15 protein-coding genes are annotated in these 17,202 nt (G+C 60.6%); 9 read left to right on the top strand and 6 right to left on the bottom strand.

Going from position 1 to position 17,202, the window contains the following annotated elements; genetic code table 11:
• Positions 1–177 precede the first annotated feature (177 nt).
• Complete coding sequence (locus CIT25_RS20990; RefSeq protein WP_245329925.1) at positions 178–1,848, top strand: caspase family protein; 1,671 nt, start codon at positions 178–180, stop codon at positions 1,846–1,848.
• Positions 1,849–1,903: 55 nt separating this feature from the next.
• On the opposite strand, the gene CIT25_RS20985 is transcribed toward CIT25_RS20990, so the two are convergent.
• Positions 1,904–2,434 (bottom strand): OmpA family protein, encoded by a 531-nt coding sequence (locus CIT25_RS20985; protein ID WP_095486408.1) that lies wholly within the window; start codon positions 2,432–2,434, stop codon positions 1,904–1,906.
• Positions 2,435–2,627: 193 nt separating this feature from the next.
• On the opposite strand from CIT25_RS20985, the gene CIT25_RS20980 reads away from it, so the two are divergent.
• On the top strand, positions 2,628–3,200 hold the full coding sequence (locus tag CIT25_RS20980) for a DUF6931 family protein (protein WP_095486610.1): 573 nt from the start codon (positions 2,628–2,630) through the stop codon (positions 3,198–3,200).
• Positions 3,201–3,708: 508 nt separating this feature from the next.
• Here the strand turns inward: CIT25_RS20980 and CIT25_RS20970 are convergent.
• Together CIT25_RS20970 and CIT25_RS20960 are read right to left on the bottom strand one after the other, a co-directional pair.
• Positions 3,709–6,228: a caspase family protein gene (locus tag CIT25_RS20970; protein ID WP_245329924.1), complete on the bottom strand. Its 2,520-nt coding sequence runs from the start codon at positions 6,226–6,228 to the stop codon at positions 3,709–3,711.
• 1,020 nt (positions 6,229–7,248) lie between these two features.
• Complete coding sequence (locus CIT25_RS20960) at positions 7,249–7,467, bottom strand: hypothetical protein (protein ID WP_095486404.1); 219 nt, start codon at positions 7,465–7,467, stop codon at positions 7,249–7,251.
• A 450-nt stretch (positions 7,468–7,917) separates the two neighbouring features.
• Here CIT25_RS20960 and CIT25_RS20955 point away from each other — a divergent pair, with 450 nt between their 5' ends.
• The gene (locus CIT25_RS20955; protein WP_095486403.1) at positions 7,918–8,151 is read left to right on the top strand and encodes a hypothetical protein; all 234 of its coding nucleotides are present in this window, start codon (positions 7,918–7,920) and stop codon (positions 8,149–8,151) included.
• A 5-nt stretch (positions 8,152–8,156) separates the two neighbouring features.
• Positions 8,157–8,552: a GFA family protein gene (locus CIT25_RS20950; protein WP_095486402.1), complete on the top strand. Its 396-nt coding sequence runs from the start codon at positions 8,157–8,159 to the stop codon at positions 8,550–8,552.
• An 18-nt stretch (positions 8,553–8,570) separates the two neighbouring features.
• Here the strand turns inward: CIT25_RS20950 and CIT25_RS20945 are convergent, their stop codons facing one another.
• Together CIT25_RS20945 and CIT25_RS20940 are read right to left on the bottom strand one after the other, a co-directional pair.
• Positions 8,571–8,930 (bottom strand): response regulator, encoded by a 360-nt coding sequence (locus tag CIT25_RS20945; protein WP_095486401.1) that lies wholly within the window; start codon positions 8,928–8,930, stop codon positions 8,571–8,573.
• Entirely contained in the window at positions 8,927–12,028 is a 3,102-nt protein-coding gene (locus CIT25_RS20940) for a CheR family methyltransferase (RefSeq protein ID WP_206072973.1), read from the bottom strand. Before CIT25_RS20940 ends, CIT25_RS20945 begins: the two co-directional genes overlap by 4 nt.
• A gap of 161 nt (positions 12,029–12,189) precedes the next feature.
• Between CIT25_RS20940 and CIT25_RS36905 the strand changes: the two genes are divergently transcribed.
• Together CIT25_RS36905 and CIT25_RS20935 are read left to right on the top strand one after the other, a co-directional pair.
• Positions 12,190–12,387: a hypothetical protein gene (locus tag CIT25_RS36905; protein WP_126103023.1), complete on the top strand. Its 198-nt coding sequence runs from the start codon at positions 12,190–12,192 to the stop codon at positions 12,385–12,387.
• A 1-nt stretch (position 12,388) separates the two neighbouring features.
• Positions 12,389–12,985, top strand: coding sequence for a response regulator (locus CIT25_RS20935; RefSeq protein WP_164759014.1), 597 nt, complete (start codon positions 12,389–12,391; stop codon positions 12,983–12,985).
• Positions 12,986–13,175: 190 nt separating this feature from the next.
• Here the strand turns inward: CIT25_RS20935 and CIT25_RS20930 are convergent, their stop codons facing one another.
• Positions 13,176–13,448, bottom strand: coding sequence for a hypothetical protein (locus CIT25_RS20930; protein ID WP_095486399.1), 273 nt, complete (start codon positions 13,446–13,448; stop codon positions 13,176–13,178).
• Positions 13,449–13,725: 277 nt separating this feature from the next.
• Here CIT25_RS20930 and CIT25_RS20925 point away from each other — a divergent pair, with 277 nt between their 5' ends.
• Genes CIT25_RS20925 through CIT25_RS20915 form a run of 3 tightly spaced genes read left to right on the top strand, consistent with a single transcriptional unit; the run spans position 13,726 to position 17,185 of the window.
• Positions 13,726–14,832 carry an NAD-dependent epimerase/dehydratase family protein gene (locus tag CIT25_RS20925; RefSeq protein ID WP_095486398.1) on the top strand — a complete coding sequence of 369 codons (1,107 nt, stop codon included), beginning with the start codon at positions 13,726–13,728 and terminating at the stop codon, positions 14,830–14,832.
• On the top strand, positions 14,829–15,896 hold the full coding sequence (locus CIT25_RS20920) for an NAD-dependent epimerase/dehydratase family protein (protein WP_095486397.1): 1,068 nt from the start codon (positions 14,829–14,831) through the stop codon (positions 15,894–15,896). The genes CIT25_RS20925 and CIT25_RS20920 overlap by 4 nt, the downstream gene beginning before the upstream one ends.
• A complete protein-coding gene (locus tag CIT25_RS20915; protein WP_095486396.1) occupies positions 15,893–17,185 on the top strand; it encodes a TIGR04295 family B12-binding domain-containing radical SAM protein in 1,293 nt (430 codons plus the stop codon). Before CIT25_RS20920 ends, CIT25_RS20915 begins: the two co-directional genes overlap by 4 nt.
• Positions 17,186–17,202 lie beyond the last annotated feature (17 nt).

Below are 17,202 nucleotides of genomic sequence, written 5' to 3'. Positions count from 1 at the left end.
CGAGTTCGCCGTTAGACCATTGGTGTTCCTGTTGCCAAGTGTTACTATGGCCAACTTTTTTAGGGCCCTTTGTGAACCAAAACTGTGGTCGAGATCACATACGCCCAAGAGCCATTTGGCATATTATGTCGCTGATGAATTTAGCATGCGCAGACATCAATAGTGCGCCCATGCGGGGTGGAGGGCTGGACGATGAAAGCATTTGCCGTCTTTCTGAGCGGGTTTATCCTACTTATCATCGCGTCGCTTGGCGCCGAGGCTGCTGCGCCTGATGCCAAACGCGTGGCGCTGGTCATCGGCAACAGCAAATACGTGCATGCCGTTGCATTGCCCAATCCCGCCAACGATGCGCATCTCATCGCTTCCACGCTGCGCAATGCCGGCTTCCAAGTGATCGAGGGGGTCGATCAAGACAATGCAGGCATGCACAGCCTTATCAGCCGGTTTACTGAGCAATCCTACGACGCCGACCTCGCCGTCATTTTTTATGCCGGGCACGGCATGCAGGTCGACGGCAGGAATTTTCTGATTCCGGTAGACGCCGAGCTGACATCGCCCGCTTATCTCAAGACCCGCACAATCCAGATCGATGACTTCATGGCGGCGTTACCGCCCGAGCCGGCGATCGGCGTCATTATCCTCGATGCCTGCCGCGACAATCCACTGGCAAGGACGCTGGCCGCCTCTATGCCGAAGAGCCGTTCCGCCTCGTTTGGCTCCGGTCTGGCGCCAATCGACGCAAAATCGGACGGCGTTGGAACCGGCGGAATCCTGATTGCGTATGCAACCGATCCAGGCGCCATCGCTTTCGACGGCAACGGTGTCAACAGTCCTTACTCCACTGCACTCGCCAGGCACCTGACTGAACCCGGCGTTGAAATCCAGAGCGCGCTGACGCGTGTGCGCGGCCAGGTAACCGAAACGACACAAGGTCGCCAGAGACCTTGGCACAACGCATCACTGGGACGCGAGGTCTTCCTGGGACAGTCCGTAGCGGAAGCGGCGCCTGCCACAAAACCTGTCGCTGGCGCATCCGGCACCGCAGCGACACCGGCTCCTGCCCCGGTGACCAGTGAGCCTCCTTCCTGGGAGGTGGAGCAGCGTCTGTGGGATGAAGCTTCCAAGCGCAATACCATTCCGTTCTACGAAGCCTATCTCGAACAGTTTCCAAATGGCCGCTTCGCCACGGTGGCACGGCTGAACATCGACCAGTTGAACGAACCGAAAGCCGAAGATCGGCAGGTGGCGGCAGTCGATGAGGACGAAGCGAACGCAAATTCCGGCTCAGCCGTTCGCACCTCGGTTGGCGTTTCGGATGAGGTGAAGCTGGCCCCGGGCACCGAGTTGACGGAAAGTGCGATCGGTCTCGATCGCCAGGGCCGTATCGATCTGCAGTTGCGCATCGAAGCCTTGGGCAACGAACTTGGCCGCATCGATGGAAACATAGGTCCAAAGACCCGCCAGGCGATCGGCATCTGGCAAGCGAAAAATGGTCTGCCGCAGACCAATTTTTTGACACGCAAGCAACTCGCGTTCCTGGTGATCCAGACGGATCCAATGATGGAGTCGGTGCGCGCCAGATACGCTGCCGATCAGGCTCGTGCAGCACAGCCGAAAAAACAGGTGCAGCAGGTCCGCACACAAAAGCCGGTGGCACAGAAGGCCCGGACAAAAAAGTCGGTAGTGGCACAGAAGCCGCGCAGGCAGCAGGTCGTTCAGAAGAGGCGCAACCGCGAGGTGGTTCGACAGGACAATCCACCGCCGCCGGACAACAACGACTTCCTGACCAAGGCGCTGATTTTCGGCACAGGTGTGGCCGTGGGCGGTGTGCTCAACAACAACAACTGACAAGCCACCGTTTCAAGCCTGTCCCACGTGAGCGGTGCCTTGGCGTACCGGCCCCCTACTCAGTCCTTATCCGCATCTCCACCCGGCGGTTTACCGGATCGTATGGGTTGGGATTGCGCGGGTTCGTTTCGCCCAAGCCTGTCGCTTTGATGCGGGCAGCGTCGATGCCGTTAGAGGTCAGGAAGGTTGTTACCGATCGGGCTCTTCGTTCCGACAGTCCCTCGTTGTAGTGAGCCGAGCCGGACGCATCGGTGTAACCTTCAACAACGAAGTCGAGGGCGCTCAGTCGGCTGTCCTTTAGCGCCTTGGCGAACTCGTCGAGTTCAGCACGCGCAGTCGCGTCGAGTTCGGCAGAATCCAGGCCGAAATTGATCAGCATATCGAGGCTGGTTTTTTCGGCCGGCGCTTCTTTCTTCTTGCCCTTGCACTCGTCTTCGGTGCCGACGCAGATTCCACGCGCCGGGCCGAACTCGCTCGCCCCGGAAAAAAACTTCACGATGTCTTCTGACTTCTGAAGTGGATCAGCGGAAGCGTGGGTCGAAAAAAGCGCGACCGTCAACACGAAGGCTAAACTGCCCAACTGCATAACGGTTACTCCTGTCTTGAACATCCGATTTTTTCGGCTGTGGAGTATACCAAATTCCGAAGCGATTGTCTGTCAATAAACGTCAAGCATACGGGGAGTGGACGGCATTTGCATCTTGCTACGGACTGAGACTTGACCCGCACCCTGTCCAGGGCTTCAGTGTCGATTATTCCCCGATAAAAGCGTGGCGGCCATGGCCAATGAGCTTCGATTCAAAACGGCACGGGACCTTTTCATGGCCTACCCCGCTGTTGCCAGGGACATGGTGGCACGTCCGACCGAACAGCCTTCAATCGAATTTTGCCGCGCCCTCCTTGCCGGGCGCGTGCCCGAGGAGGCGATTACGTTCTGTGCCTATCTCCTTCCCGAGCGGGCTGCGGTGTGGTGGGCCCATGAGTGCCTGAGCCATCTCACCGTTCTGCTCGACCACAGGGATCAGGAGTTGCTCGCGCTTGTTCGTGACTGGGTCAGCGAACCGGATAGCCCTCACCATCGCCCGGAAGTGAGCAAGGCTGCGGCGATGCCGCCAACAACGCCGGCTGCCTGGATTGCCCTGGCTGCAGGACGGCATGGCAACGGTTCAGCTATGGAGGCGCCAGCGCTATCGGCCTTGCCGACAGCCGCCCGCGCTGTGAGTGCGGGGGTTCTGGCCGGACTGGCACGCGTTGCACTGGAGGATCGCTTTTCAGTTCTTTCCGCGTTTGTCGAAATGGGCATTCAGATGGCGGAGACAGAGGCGCTGCGCCAGTCAGCGGATGCGAGTTAGACCGTCGCCCGGATCCGCGAGCGGGATACGTTCAAATTGAGCTGAGCATCCGGATCTATCTGTTTGATTTAGCCGCATTTCTGCGACGCCAAGTGACTCCACTTGGCCGTAAATGCTCTAATTGGCTTACTTGCAGCAGCCATTCAACGCTATCCTCCTCCCCAGCCGCCTCCTCCTCCGCTGCTCCCGCCACTCCCGCCACTCCCCCCACTCCCGCCAGTCCCGCCACCACCTCCCGAAGTCGGAATGATTACGGGAGCAGCCGGCTCGTCCGCGACCGGTTTAACCGCTTTCCTGGCGGCTACCGGTTTGGGAGCCGGGTTGACGACCTTCCGCGGCGCCGGGGCTCTGCGAACGACCTTCGGCGCCGGTGCTGGCGTCGCCACCAGCGGCGTCGGTTGAAGGGGTGGCCAGGATGTGCAGCCCATGACCCCCGCCAAGGCGATGGACAGAGTTATCCCGATTGTTGCCTGCTTCCGATTTCTGCCCACCATTGCCTCCTTGTTGATCAGAACAAATCCCGACGCGGATTGGCTTGTTCCCAGACCGCCCTCGCCACTTTGACCAGTTGCTTGTCGACAGAACCGCTCAACGGAATCTTCGACTTGAGTTCCCCACGCAGTTGCTTCAACGCCGCCGCTTTCGGCTTGGCCCCGAATTTCGCCAACGTCGCGCGGGCGTCAGGCAACTCATTGCGAAAATCGAGCGCTACTGTGAATGCCAGGAAACGCACGGCGACGGCCTGGTCGGCCTGGTCGCCCTTTTGCATCTCGAGAGCCGCGCGATCATAGGCGCCGGACTGGTCGCCGCGCGAGGTTGCCAGTTCAAACAGGCGTTGGGCTTCATCAAGGTTCTGCTCGACGCCAACGCCATCACGGTACATGCGCGCAAGACTGGCCGGCGCATAGGGCTGGCCGAGGTCGATGGCCTTCTGAAAAAGCGCCAGCGCAGCCTTCGGATCCTTCTCGACGCCTCGACCGCTGAGGTAATTGCGACCGAGCAAGTTCATCGAATACATGTCCTGGCGCTGGACACCGGCCTTGAGGAAGGCAACGGCACGGGCCTGATCGGCGGGCACGCCGTTGCGGCCTTCGGTGAAGATCGCGCCGAGATCGTTTATGGCATAGGTGTGCCCCATCGATGCCGCCTTGAGCAGCAGATCCAGCCCCTTGCCGGTGTCGCGCTCGACGCCGTTTCCATGGAACAGGGCACGACCCCATGCCGTCATGCCGTAGGGGTCACCCTTGTCGGATGCCACCGCGTAGAAGGTGTTGGCCTGCTTGCGGTCGACAGCCTGGCCCGTTCCCGTCGCATGGAGGTAGCCGAGCTCGAACACCGCGCGCACGTGCCCCCTGTCGGCGGCCTGCTGGATGGCTTTCCTGGCCTGGTCGACCTTGCCGGCTGCAAGCAGCGCGCGTCCCAGTTCATAACGGAAGCGGGCGACATCGGGATACGCCTTCACCGCAGCCTCGCACAGCTCCACCGCGTCGGCGCCGATTTCATTTGGCAGCAGGCCGGGGACCACGCCTTGAAGGTCGAGAGGTTCGCCGGCAGCCAGGTCGCACGGATCCACGCTCGGCGACAGTTTCATTTTGGCGGGTTTGGATATTGCGCTGTCCGCCCGAATTTCGAAGGCGATCTCGACCGGTGCACTGGCTCCGATCTGGGGTTCATAGCGCAGCCCCTCGACTTCGCCGACCGTCAAGCTCGATTCGGGCGACAGGGTCCGATCCGGCAGGGAGAGCGTTCCCGTTGCCGGATAGTTTGTGACTTTCAGGCTGACCGCCGCATCGTCTGTCGGGACATCCAGGTTCAGAGCAACGGCGCCCACGCCGACCGGAACGTCGACCTCCCGGTTCTCGATCGCCTCGGCCGCACCGGTGACATGAATGCCGCGCTGCAGCACCTGCTGCTTCTGCTCGGCTTCGAGCGAGGCCATCACCTGTTCGCCCTCGGCTCCTTCGCCGCTCTTGACCCGGAACACCAGCATGCCCTTGGCTTCGCCGCCCCAACTGTCGCGTGCGGCGTAGGCCAGCATATCCATCTCTTCCGGCTCGCCAGCTCCCTTGGGAACATCAAACTGCAAACGCGGCAGATCCTTGCCCTGGATCAGTTCTCCCGCCTCGATGACCTTGCCGTCCAGCATCAGGCGTCCCAAGGCGGGTGGTCTTTCGATGCTGACGGTTATTGTCCCGCCGTCGACCTGGACCGGTTCCGGAAGGTCCAGATCGATGGGGCCGGCCCCGGACAGCACGACCTTCTCCAATACCGGCGGCAGTGATGGGCGGCTGCTGCGGCGCATCAGAACGACTTCGTCGATCAGCGAAGAGTTCTCCCAGGGAACCTGCAGGCCTTGGGTAGCCTCAACCACATCCCGGCGGACGGCCGCCATGACCGTGCGGATCTCCTGGTTGGGGGCGAGCGCGCGACGAGAAAACGCCAATGAAAAAGGACTGAGGTCGCCGGCGCCGTCATAGGCAACCGCACCGGGTTCGGTGGCAAAAGCGATCAGCGTGTTCAATGAGCTTCTTACTTGCGCAAGGCCGGTGCCGCTTGCGGTAAGAAGCTGGTCCCTGAGCCAATAGTCCTTGCGAGGGAATGGATTGTTGCGGCAGGCATCGAGGATGATCACCTGGATCTTCGATTTCGAACGCATCTGCTGCAGCACATCGTTCAGCTTGATTGCCTGGACCTCGACGTCCGCCGCATCTTTCAACGAGGCATCGACAGGGATCAGGAAATTTTCGCCGCCGATCTGAAAGCCGTGGCCGGAATAGTAGACGACAGCGATATCGGCGCCATCCACGGCGGCAAGATAGTTACGGAACTGATCTTCAAACTGCAGCTTTGTAAGATTGCTCGCGACGAAAACATCAAAACCAGCCGCCCGAAACGTGTTGGATACGTCCACCACATCTTTGGCCGGGTTCTTGAGGGCCGAGATTTCTTGGTAATCGGAGTTGCCGATTACAAAGGCGACCCTTCGTTCGACGGCAGAAGCCTCGAAGATCACGAAGCTTGCGAGCATCAAGGCCGCAACGAATCCGCAACGTCGAAGCATGGCAAATCCCTTAACCGCTGTTACCCGGCGACCACAACAACCAGCTTGCAGTGTCAGGTCCGTTAGAGAGCATGCTATCTGCCGAGACAGAAAAGAGAGAAAAGCCGTCGCGACAGCGGGCATATTCCTCACGTGATCAAGTTCTAAATTACATCAGAGGCCGAGTGTCCGCAATGATTGTCAGACGCTTTCTCAACCTGGCTATTCGGCCGTGGTCGCTTTGGCCTCCCCGGACCGGGCGCGGCCGGCATTCTGATCTTAGCAGGTTGGGCTGAGTTCTGGTCGGCGATGCCCCGACAAAATAGCTCGTGCTGGGACACCTACATTTTGCCCTAGCGACGAATGTCTACTGCCGCCTGCCAGGCCCGACGGCGGCCCTGCACCCTTCAGTCCACACACCACGCGGCAGAGCGCGCCTGAGTTTTCCACTACTAATGTTGGCCTACCGCTGATTTTTTCTACCTACCATTTCCGAGACTCAATTAGCGTGCGCTTATGGAGCACCGGCACGCCATTCGAAGAATCAAGGATGGGCTTTGGGAAGTCTACGACATAGACGACCACAACGTTGTCTTCTCAGATGGGGTGGCTCTGACAAATTTGCTGGATGAGGACGCGCTCGACGCCCTGGAGTTGCTAAAGAGTGGATTCCTGGTCCCGAGCACCGCTCCCAAGGCCAGTTGACAGTTCCTTGAGGGATACGCTGAGGTCGCACTATCCGCAAGATGAAGCGCTGAAGGCGGATGGCTGACAGGCAAAAGCGTCGCCGGTTGGCGGGCTCCTTCTCCAAAGGGAAAATCAGGCGTCAGCCGAGCGTTCGCTCGTCGAGATCTGCCATCCTATTTCGGTGACCTTGCAGGTGCGGTGCGGAAAGTATGGATCGGACGCGCGGACAAGGAGCCGACACTGCAGGTTCTGAGATCGATTGTTCGAGAGTGACCTCAAGTCCGCATCGAACCGGCGCTGCCTGCGCCCAAAGGATCCCCGTTATTTCTGATCCGGCATCTCGGTATTCTCTTGAGGATTCTTCTTGATGCCCGCTGCAGGCGAGGTATCGGCTGGTGCGTTTCCACCTTGGTTTTGCTCAGGCGCTCTTTTGAGTGGCGAGGTGCGCCAGCCCATATCAGCGTACAGAAAGCCAATGAGAAAGCCGACGATAATGACCGCTGCTATCACCAGCGAAAGTATAGCGTTACGTCGCTCCATGTCCGGCTCCTTCCTGCGAGCCGAACAGCCAGTAGCGAAAATGGTTCCGGCCAGTCAGGTGGAAATCGGCGGTGCTGGACTCATTGCCGTGCACAAGGCTTAATCCTGCGCGGGGATGGCGGGATTGCCGGGGGCGATTATGAGATCACCACAGCAAATGACTGATGGCGGCGAGAGGCCGGCAGATCGTCAGCCGCCGCTTTGGGCCGCCACGTCTGGCGCATAGTTGCCGTGCCATCAGGGCTGCGATTCCTCGCCAGCATCCAATTTAAGATTTACTGTAAACGTGCGGGCGGTACACCGCTTACCCTGCAGCATACGTTGGCACCGAAGAGGACACCTGAAGCTCCAGGCCGTGGAACTTCGCACCTTGCCGGCGGTTGAGATGTACGAGCTGTGGGCTAAGAACGAAACCATCCGTTCTTTCCGCCGCAGCAGGAAGGAGATCCCATGGCAAACACCACATCGAAGCCGGCAATCCGGCAAGTGAATGCCGACGGCTTGCGGCATCCAAGACGCGATGCCAACGAAACGGACGCGGGAGCGAAACCGCCGACGCCAAAAACCGCGGGAACATCGAAGCCATCGACCGCTCCGCTGGATAATCCGGTGGTGAACCGCAATGCCGGCGGGCCGCGCCAGTCGGGCACCACGCCGCGGCCGACAGACAAACCGCTGGACTGAAGGCGATGGCAGGGGTCGAACGGGACGGCGGTTGTCTGTGCGGCGCCGTTCGCTTCAAGGTGAGCGGCCCACCGTTGCGGGTCGGAATTTGCCACTGCCAGGATTGCCGCCGCGCCAGCGGCAGCTTTTTCACGCCGTTTGGCGTCTGGCCCATGTCAGCCTATGAAGGCAGCGGACAAATGAACACGTTCGCCAGACGCAGTTTCTGCCCGCAATGCGGTTCGCACATCGCCTGGCTGCGGGACAACGAGGCCGAGATCATGCTCGGCTCGCTCGATATGGCTCCCAGCGACCTCATTCCCGACTACGAACTGTGGGTACCGCGCCGTGAGAACTGGCTCATGGCATTGCCTTGGGCGGAGCAATTTGCCGGTGATCGCTTTCCGCCCTTCGATCCATGACGAGTCTGCTGAAATAAGCTAGGCCACCCTGACCAATTCAGCCAAGGCGCCCAGAATGGCAGCCTGATCTGCCGGCTTGCGAACAAATTTGAAGTTGGCGAAGGCTGATGGAACATCGCGCGGCCCAAATCCGGTCAGACACGCGAACGGGATGTGGCGGGTTTGCAGTTCTTCTGCGATCGCCAGGCTTGTTTCGCCATGCAGCTGAACATCCAGCAGCGCCACGTCGACATGATTTTCGCCGATAAGACGCAGGGCCGCCGCCACCGAAGGGGCCGGGCCGATCACCTGATGTCCCGAAGCGCGCAGACACGCAGCGATGTCCTCGGCGATGAGCCATTCATCCTCGACCACCAGAACGCGCAGCGGATCGCTCACGGCGTCTCTTTGCCCATCATCGGAAATGTGATCTGGACCTCAAGGCCGTCACGATTGAAGGCGGTCTCGACGTTTCCGCCTAGCCTGTAGCCGATCTCGCCCTGCAACAGGGAAAGCCCGAAGCCGTTTACTTCTGGCTTTCTGACGGGCGGCCCGTTCTTCTCGCGCCAGGCAAGCCTGAAAACGTCGCCGTCTGCCGACCACTTCAGCGCCACCCTGCCCTGCTGCTTCGACAGCGCGCCATATTTGGCGGCGTTGGTTGCCAGCTCATGAATGGCCATGCTGAGGGAAAGGCCCTGTTGCGGGCTAAGTTTCTCTTCAGCGCCGTCAAGCTCGAACCGGTCACTGCCGAAAGGTTCGAGTTCCTGCCGCAGCAGTTCGCTGATCGAGGCTTCTTTCCAGCGCTCCTTCGACAGCAGACCGTAAGCCCGCGACATGGCGTGCAAGCGACCGATCAGCGCTTCGGCGAACTCTTCCTTCGATTCCGAATTTTCGCGGGTGCGGTTGGCGATGCTGGCGACGACCGCCAGCATGTTCTTGACGCGGTGATTCAGCTCCGAAATGAGCACCTGGTTTTGCGTTTCCGCCTCGGCCAAGGTGGTGACGTCGACCAATGTGACCACGACGCCCTGGATTCTATTGTCCTTGTCGCGATACGGATTGATACGAACCATGTGAAACCGGCCCTGGTCGTCACGCGCCAGATGATGTTTCAGGGTCTCTCCGGTTTCGAACACGGCATCGATGTGCTGTTTTAGCTCGGGATAGTCGAGCTGGCTCGAAAGCTCGGTCAGTGGCCGGCCGACGTCGGAGGGACGTAGGCTGAAGAAAGGTGAGGCCGCCGGAGTAAAGGTCCGCACCACCAGATTGCGGTCGAGGAAAATGGTTGCGATCTGCGTGCTCTCGAACAGATTCCGCAAATCGCTGTTGGCGCGATCGAGTTCCTCTATCTTGCTGGTCAGCTCTGAATTGATGGTGTTGAGCTCCTCGTTGAGCGACTGCATCTCCTCCTTCGAAGCCTCAAGCTCCTCGTTGGTCGACTGCGCCTCCTCATTGACGGAGACGAGTTCCTCGTTCGACGATTTCACCTCTTCCAGCGCGGTTTCGTACTCCTCGATCGTCGATTGCAGTCGCTCGCGCGTCTCGCGCAGCTCCCGCTCGAGATCGGCAGCACCTTCGATATCACGGTCTTCGCGCCCCACATCCGACCGCGCCTGTGCTGGCCCGAACGGTTCGAACAGGACAAGATAAAGCTGTTCACGCTTGCCGAGTTCCGCCAGGGGCTCGACAGTGAGTTTGATCGACTGGACCGGTTCGTCGTCCTCATCGACGACGACATTCTCACGCACCACGGTGCGGCGAGTCGCGGCCGCTTCCCGCAAGGCCGCACGCAGGTCGAGCCTCAGCCCGCGGCGAGCCAAAGTCAGCACTTGCCGGCTCGGAATGCCCTGCGGCGCTTCGAGATATCTGCCTGTCCGGGCCGAATAGTAGACGACGTCGCCATCGCCATTGACCAGGACGTGCGGCGGCGCGAAACGCTCCAGCACCTGTGCCTCGACCGCCTGCCGAAGCGGGTAGCCGGCGGTTCCCTTCTTGGACCCCGTGCCTTCGGCCAGGAAGGCGCCCGAACGGGCGTCGCCGATCAGCGTCGGCAGCGTTATATGGGGCGAGGCATGTTCCCGCGCCTGAAAAATGCGCTGCTTCTTGTCGACCGTGGCGAAGAGGTTGTCGTGCTGACCCACGCTTTCGGACGTGCCGAGGAAAAGGTAACCGCCCGGCTTCAGCGCGTAGTGAAAGATCGGAATGACCCGGTTCTGGATGTTCGAGCCGAAATAGATCAGGAGGTTGCGGCATGAAACCATGTCCATGCGCGAAAAGGGCGGGTCGCGGACGACGCTGTGAGGCGAAAAGACGCACAGCTCCCGTACCTCGTTGGTAAGCACATAACTGTCGCCGTCGCTGCTGAAAAAACGCTGCTTGCGTTCGGGCGAGAGCCCCTGCAGCAATGCCGCCGGGTAACGCGCTGCGCGCGCCACCGCGAGCGCCGGCTCATCGATATCAGTCGCAAATATCTGGACGCGCGGCACAACCGAAAGTGTCTCCATGTGTTCGCGCATCAGCATGCCGATGGAGAACACCTCCTCGCCGGTGGCGCAGCCAGGCACCCAGATCCTGACCGCATCGCTGGCAGTCTTGCCCTCGAAAAGCTGCGGTACGATCTTCTCCTCAAGCAGCTTGAAAGCGTCGGGGTCACGGAAAAAATCGGTGACGTTGATCAAAAGATCGCGGAAGAGGTCCGTCACCTCGCGAGGGTCTTTCTTCAGCCATTCGACATAGTCAGCAATTGACTGAAGCTGTGCGATCTGCATGCGCCGTTTTACGCGACGCAGGAATGTCTTGGACTTGTACCCGGAGAAGTCGTGGCCGGAATGACCGCGCAGAATGCCGTAGATTTCCTCGCGCAGCCGACCGATGTCTCCCGTGCCGTGCTCGCCGCCGTCGTCGGCAATCCCGTTCAGCAGATCGAAGCTGCGGGCGAATCCCTCCAGCTTCGCACCGATGCGCTCCGCGGGCGCCGCTATATCGATCAGTCCGCTGGAAATCGCACTTTTCGGCATGTCGGGGTTGCGCGGACCGTAGCCGTTGGGGGCCTGGGCGACCGTCAGTCCGCCGCGTTCCTTGATCGCCTTTGCGCCCAGCGTGCCGTCCGAATCGCCGCCCGACAAAATGACCCCGACCGCATATTCGCCCTGGTCCTCGGCAAGCGCGCTGAAGAAGATGTCGATCGGCTTGCGCTCGCGGTTGAACACGTTCGACGGCCGCAGATGCAGCACCCCCTTCTCGATCGTGAGAACGACGTTTTGCGGCATCACGTAAATGTGGTCGGATAGGACGGTGGTGCCATCCTCTACGACGACAACCGGCAGCCGCGTATAACGCCCGACCACTTCGTGAAGCAGGCTTTCGCGCCCGGGACTGAGATGGGTCACGATGACGAACGCCATGCCGGGCTGGCCGCTGATGCCTTTGAACAGACCCTCCATTGCGGGAATGCCGCCGGCTGACGCGCCGACGCCCACAATGGGAAATCTCTTCATCTGGGATGTCACCGCAAGCCCTCGGTTGAACAGCCTAGACGACAAAGCCGCCAATCGACCCAAAACCCGCAACCGGGCTGAACGCCAGCATACAACGTGCAAGAGGGCCGGAACAAGTCCGTGCAGACGGCGTTAACGTCGGGACTTTTGTGGAAACTTCAATGTCAAAACGCACACCTGACCTAAAGCTGACAAAACAAACGCTGTTGCACTCTTCGGATTTGCTGGGTTTGCCGGGAAATGAATCCATTCCGCCGCGCATGCTGGTTTTGGCCAAACGATTGCAGGCAGCCTTGCAGCAACATTCTGAACAAGCCCCCACTGACAATCGGAAATCTCGCTCGAAGAAAGGTCGATGAGGTGCGCGACCTGCAAGGTTTGCACATCCTGATCGTCGAAGACGATTGGCTATTGGCCGGCGATCTTGCGAGATACTTCGGCAATATGGGCGCGGTCGTCCTCGGCCCTGCGGCGACAGTCGAGCAGGCGTCTACGCATACCGATACGGCTGAGGCCGCGATCCTTGACGTCAATCTCAACGGCCGGCGGGTGTTTCCGATCGCCGACGAACTGATGCGCCGCGGCGTGCCTTTCGTCTTTTTCAGCGGTGACGAGGACATCGTCATTCCGGAACGTCTGCGTCACGCCAGCAATCTTCGAAAATCGTCGGATAGCTACGCAATCTTTGACGCCTTGTTTCCTCCGGAACGATCCGCCTTGGCGGGTCGCCCTCCCGTGAACTTGTCCGACAATGTATTTTCACTTCTGCCGAAGCTCAGGCTCGCGGCGCGTCTGCTTCTTGGCGACGTGGGCGCTTCCGACCGGCTGGTCGAGCGAACGCTGGAGAGCGCCATCGGCGAGATCGACAGAAGGCGGGTCGGCGTGTCGACCGAAGATTGGCTGAACGGTATTATGCGAAGTGTCGCAAGATCGAGCGGAACGAGCCTGTTGCACTGAAGCGCGACCGATCGGCAACGACCGAGGCCCTGATCTCTCTGATTTGTACTGTTGAGTCCGAATAAGACCGCTCCATATTTGACAAACGGCTCCGAAAAAGCATGCAAACACAATGATCTGGAGTGAACCTCTCCATCAAAACGCAAGGTGACCTAAGAGCTACCGAGGGACCATTGACGTAGAAGCCCTATCAGCCGCTCTGGTTACGCTCGATGAATTTGTTGAACCGGCTTGTTTTTCCGCCGCCGGTTTCGTCCTGGTAGAGGAAGGCCAGATCGTTCTGGTCGAAAATCCGGAAGAACTCGTCCCATTCGATGGCTTCGAACTCCTCCTCGGGCTCGCCAAAATCGATCCGCAGGATGCCGCCCTCGCCTCTGGTTCGTACAACCGCAGGTCGGCCACCCCGATCTTGGGCCCACTGGCGGATCTCGTCGTGATTGGTGGTTGTCTTCGATTCAGACATTGAAATCTCCTTTCGATCCTGTGGGCGTCCCGGCCAGGCCTAGCTTGGTGTGCGCGTCTCGCTCGATGACAACTAACTACCTGTCTGCTGCTTCCGATTACGGCCAGATGAGCGCCTAACCCCAAACGAGCTGCAATGTTCCAGCGCAGGCCCAAGGCCTGTTCGCGATGCGTTCACCTCGGTGTGAGGGACCCCAAACCATCTTTGTTGAAGGAGAGGGAACAAACCTTTTGTCAAACAGTTCGGGGCGCCAAGGCCATCTGCACAAGGAGTTGTCGTGGAACGCATACTGGTTACCGGGGGCTGCGGTTTCATCGGCCGCCACGTCGTCCAGGAACTCGTCGAACATGGTTATGCCGTCTGCATTCTCGATGCGCTGCTGGAACAGGTGCACGGCGGCGAGGCGATCAGCCTGCCGGCGGGAGCCGAACTGATCAAGGGCGATGTTCGCGATCGCGACGCTGTCGCCGAGGCGCTCCAGGGCGTCGACGCCGTCATCCATCTGGCGGCCGAGGTCGGCGTCGGCCAGTCCATGTACGAGATCGCCCGCTATGTCGGCGCAAACGACCTCGGCACCGCCACACTGCTTGAAGCACTGATCAAACATCCGGTTGAGCGGATCGTTGTCGCCTCATCGATGAGCGTCTATGGCGAGGGCCTCTACGGCACGCCGGACGGTCGGCGCGTCGACAATGCACGGCGCCAGCCGAGCGACATCAAGAGCGGCCAATGGAACCCGCTGTCGGCGGCGAATGAAAGCCTGTCGCCGCTGCCGACGGACGAGGAAAAGCCGGTCGATCTCGCCTCGATCTATGCGCTGACGAAATATGCCCAGGAGCGCGCCGTGCTGATCTTCGGCGAGGCCTATGGCGTCGACGCAGTGGCGCTGCGCCTGTTCAACGTCTTCGGCGCCGGACAGGCGCTTTCAAACCCGTATACCGGCGTTTTGGCGAACTTCGCCTCACGGCTCGCCAACGGCCAGAGGCCGATGATCTTCGAAGATGGCGAGCAGAAACGGGATTTCGTCCATGTGCGCGACATTGCCCACGCCTTCCGCCTGGCATTGGAACAACGCCAGGCGCGCGGCCACGTCATCAACATCGGCAGCGGGCGTGCCTATGCCATCAGCGAGGTCGCGCGGCTGCTCGCCGACGCAATGGGTGTGCCGGACCGTCAGCCTGAAATCCTAGGCAAAGCGCGTGCCGGCGATATCCGCAACTGCTTCGCCGACATCTCCAAGGCGCGTGAATTGCTTGGATTTGAGCCGCGGCAGCTGTTGGAGCATTCACTCGATGAGTTCGTCGCGTGGGTGCGCAATACGGTCGCCATCGACCGCGGCGCCGACATGAGACGGGAACTCGAAGAGCGGGGACTGGTGTCATGAGACCCGATGGTTTTCGCGAAGCGCCGGTTACCATCGTCGGCGGCAGTGGCTTCATCGGTTCGAACCTCGCCGACAGCCTGTTGTCGGATGGAATGCCGGTACTGGTCATCGACAATCTCAGCCGTCCAGGCGTTGAGCAGAATCTGGCTTGGCTGGCCCAGAAGCACGGGAATCAACTTGCCGTGGAAACCGCCGATGTCCGGAATGCGGACGTTCTGGCGCCGCTTGTGGCGCATTCCAGGGCGATATTCCATCTAGCCGCCCAGACCGCCGTCACCACGAGCCTCGTCCAGCCAAGCGAAGATTTCGACATCAATCTTCGCGGGACATTCAACATCCTGGAAGCGGCCCGCCGGAGCGGCAAGCGCATCCCTGTGATCTTCGCCAGCACCAACAAGGTCTATGGCGGCCTGCCCGACGTCGCCGTGCGCGAAGAAGACGACCGGTGCGTGCCCTGCGATGCCGGCATCCGAGCCAACGGCATAGACGAGACCTGCGGCCTCGATTTCTGCACGCCCTATGGTTGCTCCAAAGGCGCGGCGGATCAATATGTGCTCGACTATGCCAGGTCGTACGACCTGCCTACGGCGGTCCTGCGCATGAGCTGCATCTATGGACCGCGCCAGTTCGGCACGGAAGACCAGGGCTGGGTCGCGCATTTTCTGCTCAGCGCGCTTTCCGGCCAGCCGATCACGATCTACGGCAACGGCAAGCAAGTGCGCGACATCCTTCATGTCTCCGATGCGGTTGCGGCCTATCGCGGGGCACTTGCCCGGATCGAGGACATCAGGGGCAAAGCATTCAATCTCGGCGGCGGACCGAACAACGCCGTCAGCCTGCGCATGCTGCTCAAGGAGATCGGCGAACTGACCGGTCGCAAGCTTTCGATCCTCTACGACCGGGAACGTACCGGCGACCAGCCCTTCTTTGTCGCCGATACCCGCAAGATAGAAGCGACGCTCGGCTGGAAAGCGCATGTCTCGTGGCGCGACGGTATCCGTGACCTCGCCGATTGGCTGCAGCATCATCGCCTCGAACCTGAAGCAGCGAGGTACGTGGCATGAAAGTCGCCCTGGTCAATCCGTTCTGGACATATGAGGACAGTATCTATTTCGGCTGCCGCCAGCCGCATCTGCCGCTGGAACTGGGCTACTCGAAAGCCCTGCTGGAGGCCGACGGCCATAAGGTGCTGATGCTGGACGGGCAAATCCAGAAGCTGGACAACGCGGCACTTGCCGATCGCGTCGCCGCCTTCGCACCGGCCATGACCGTCGTCAGCACGGCGCCGACCTATCTGTTCTGGCGTTGCGCGCCGCCCGAGCTGCGCGTGCCTGCCGAATTCCTCAACTGCCTCGCGGGGCGCGGCGGCCGCACCGTCGCTGTCGGACCGCACGGCTCGGCGACGCCGGCGCCGACGCTGCGCAAGCTCGGTGTCGACGTCGTCGTGCGCGGCGAATGCGAAGAAATCGTCGCGGAACTCGCCCGCCGTGACGATTGGAGCGCGGTGCCCCACACCGCTCATCTCCACGAGGGAAAACTCGTCGGCAATGGCGGCGTCCACGCCAGTTCCTTTGTCGGTCATCCGGCTCTCAAATGGCCGTCCGACTGGATTGCCGCCCATTCGCACCACCATCACCGGTTCGACGACAACCAGGTGGGTTTCGGAGCGGAGGTCGAGGCCTCGCGCGGCTGCCCCTACAATTGCAGCTTCTGCGCCAAGATCGATTTCCGCGACGCCTACCGCCGCAGGAACCACGATGCGGTCATGGCGGAGATCGACCGCCTGATCGGACAGGGCGTCGGCTACATCTACTTCATCGACGAGATCTTCCTGCCGCAGAAGGCACTGCTGGAGGCATTGGTCGACCGCAACGTCAAGTTCGGCGTGCAGACCCGCATCGATCTTTGGAAGCCGGAGCTCCTCGAATTGCTGGGTGCCGCCGGCTGTGTTTCGATCGAGGCCGGCCTCGAAAGCCTGACCGTGGAGGGCCGGGCCATGCTGGCGAAGCGTTGCCGGCTGGGCACCGAGGAACTGGCTGCGCTGCTGGTCAACGCACGACGTCACGTTCCGTTCGTCCAGGCCAATCTGATCGGCGTGGTCGAGGATGATCCCGCTCTGGTCGATCACTGGCGCAAGCACCTCATCGACCGCGGTGTGTGGGCCAATGAACCGGTGCCGCTCTATCCCTACCCCAGTTCGCCCAGCTATCGCGAGATCTGGGGCGAGCCCGACGATCTCGCCTGGGAGCGCGCCCATGAGCATTACCTGGCCTCGTTCCGGACATTCAGCGACATCCAGGAGAAGCGTCCTCGTGCACTGGCCGAGTTGGAGGCTACATGTTGCAGTCACTGATCCGGCGCTCGCGGCGA

This window comes from Mesorhizobium mediterraneum (genome assembly GCF_002284565.1).
GTDB classification, from domain to species: domain Bacteria; phylum Pseudomonadota; class Alphaproteobacteria; order Rhizobiales; family Rhizobiaceae; genus Mesorhizobium; species Mesorhizobium mediterraneum.
The sequence above is the reverse complement of the archived record's forward strand: the minus strand, read 5'-3'. Positions and strand labels throughout refer to the sequence as shown.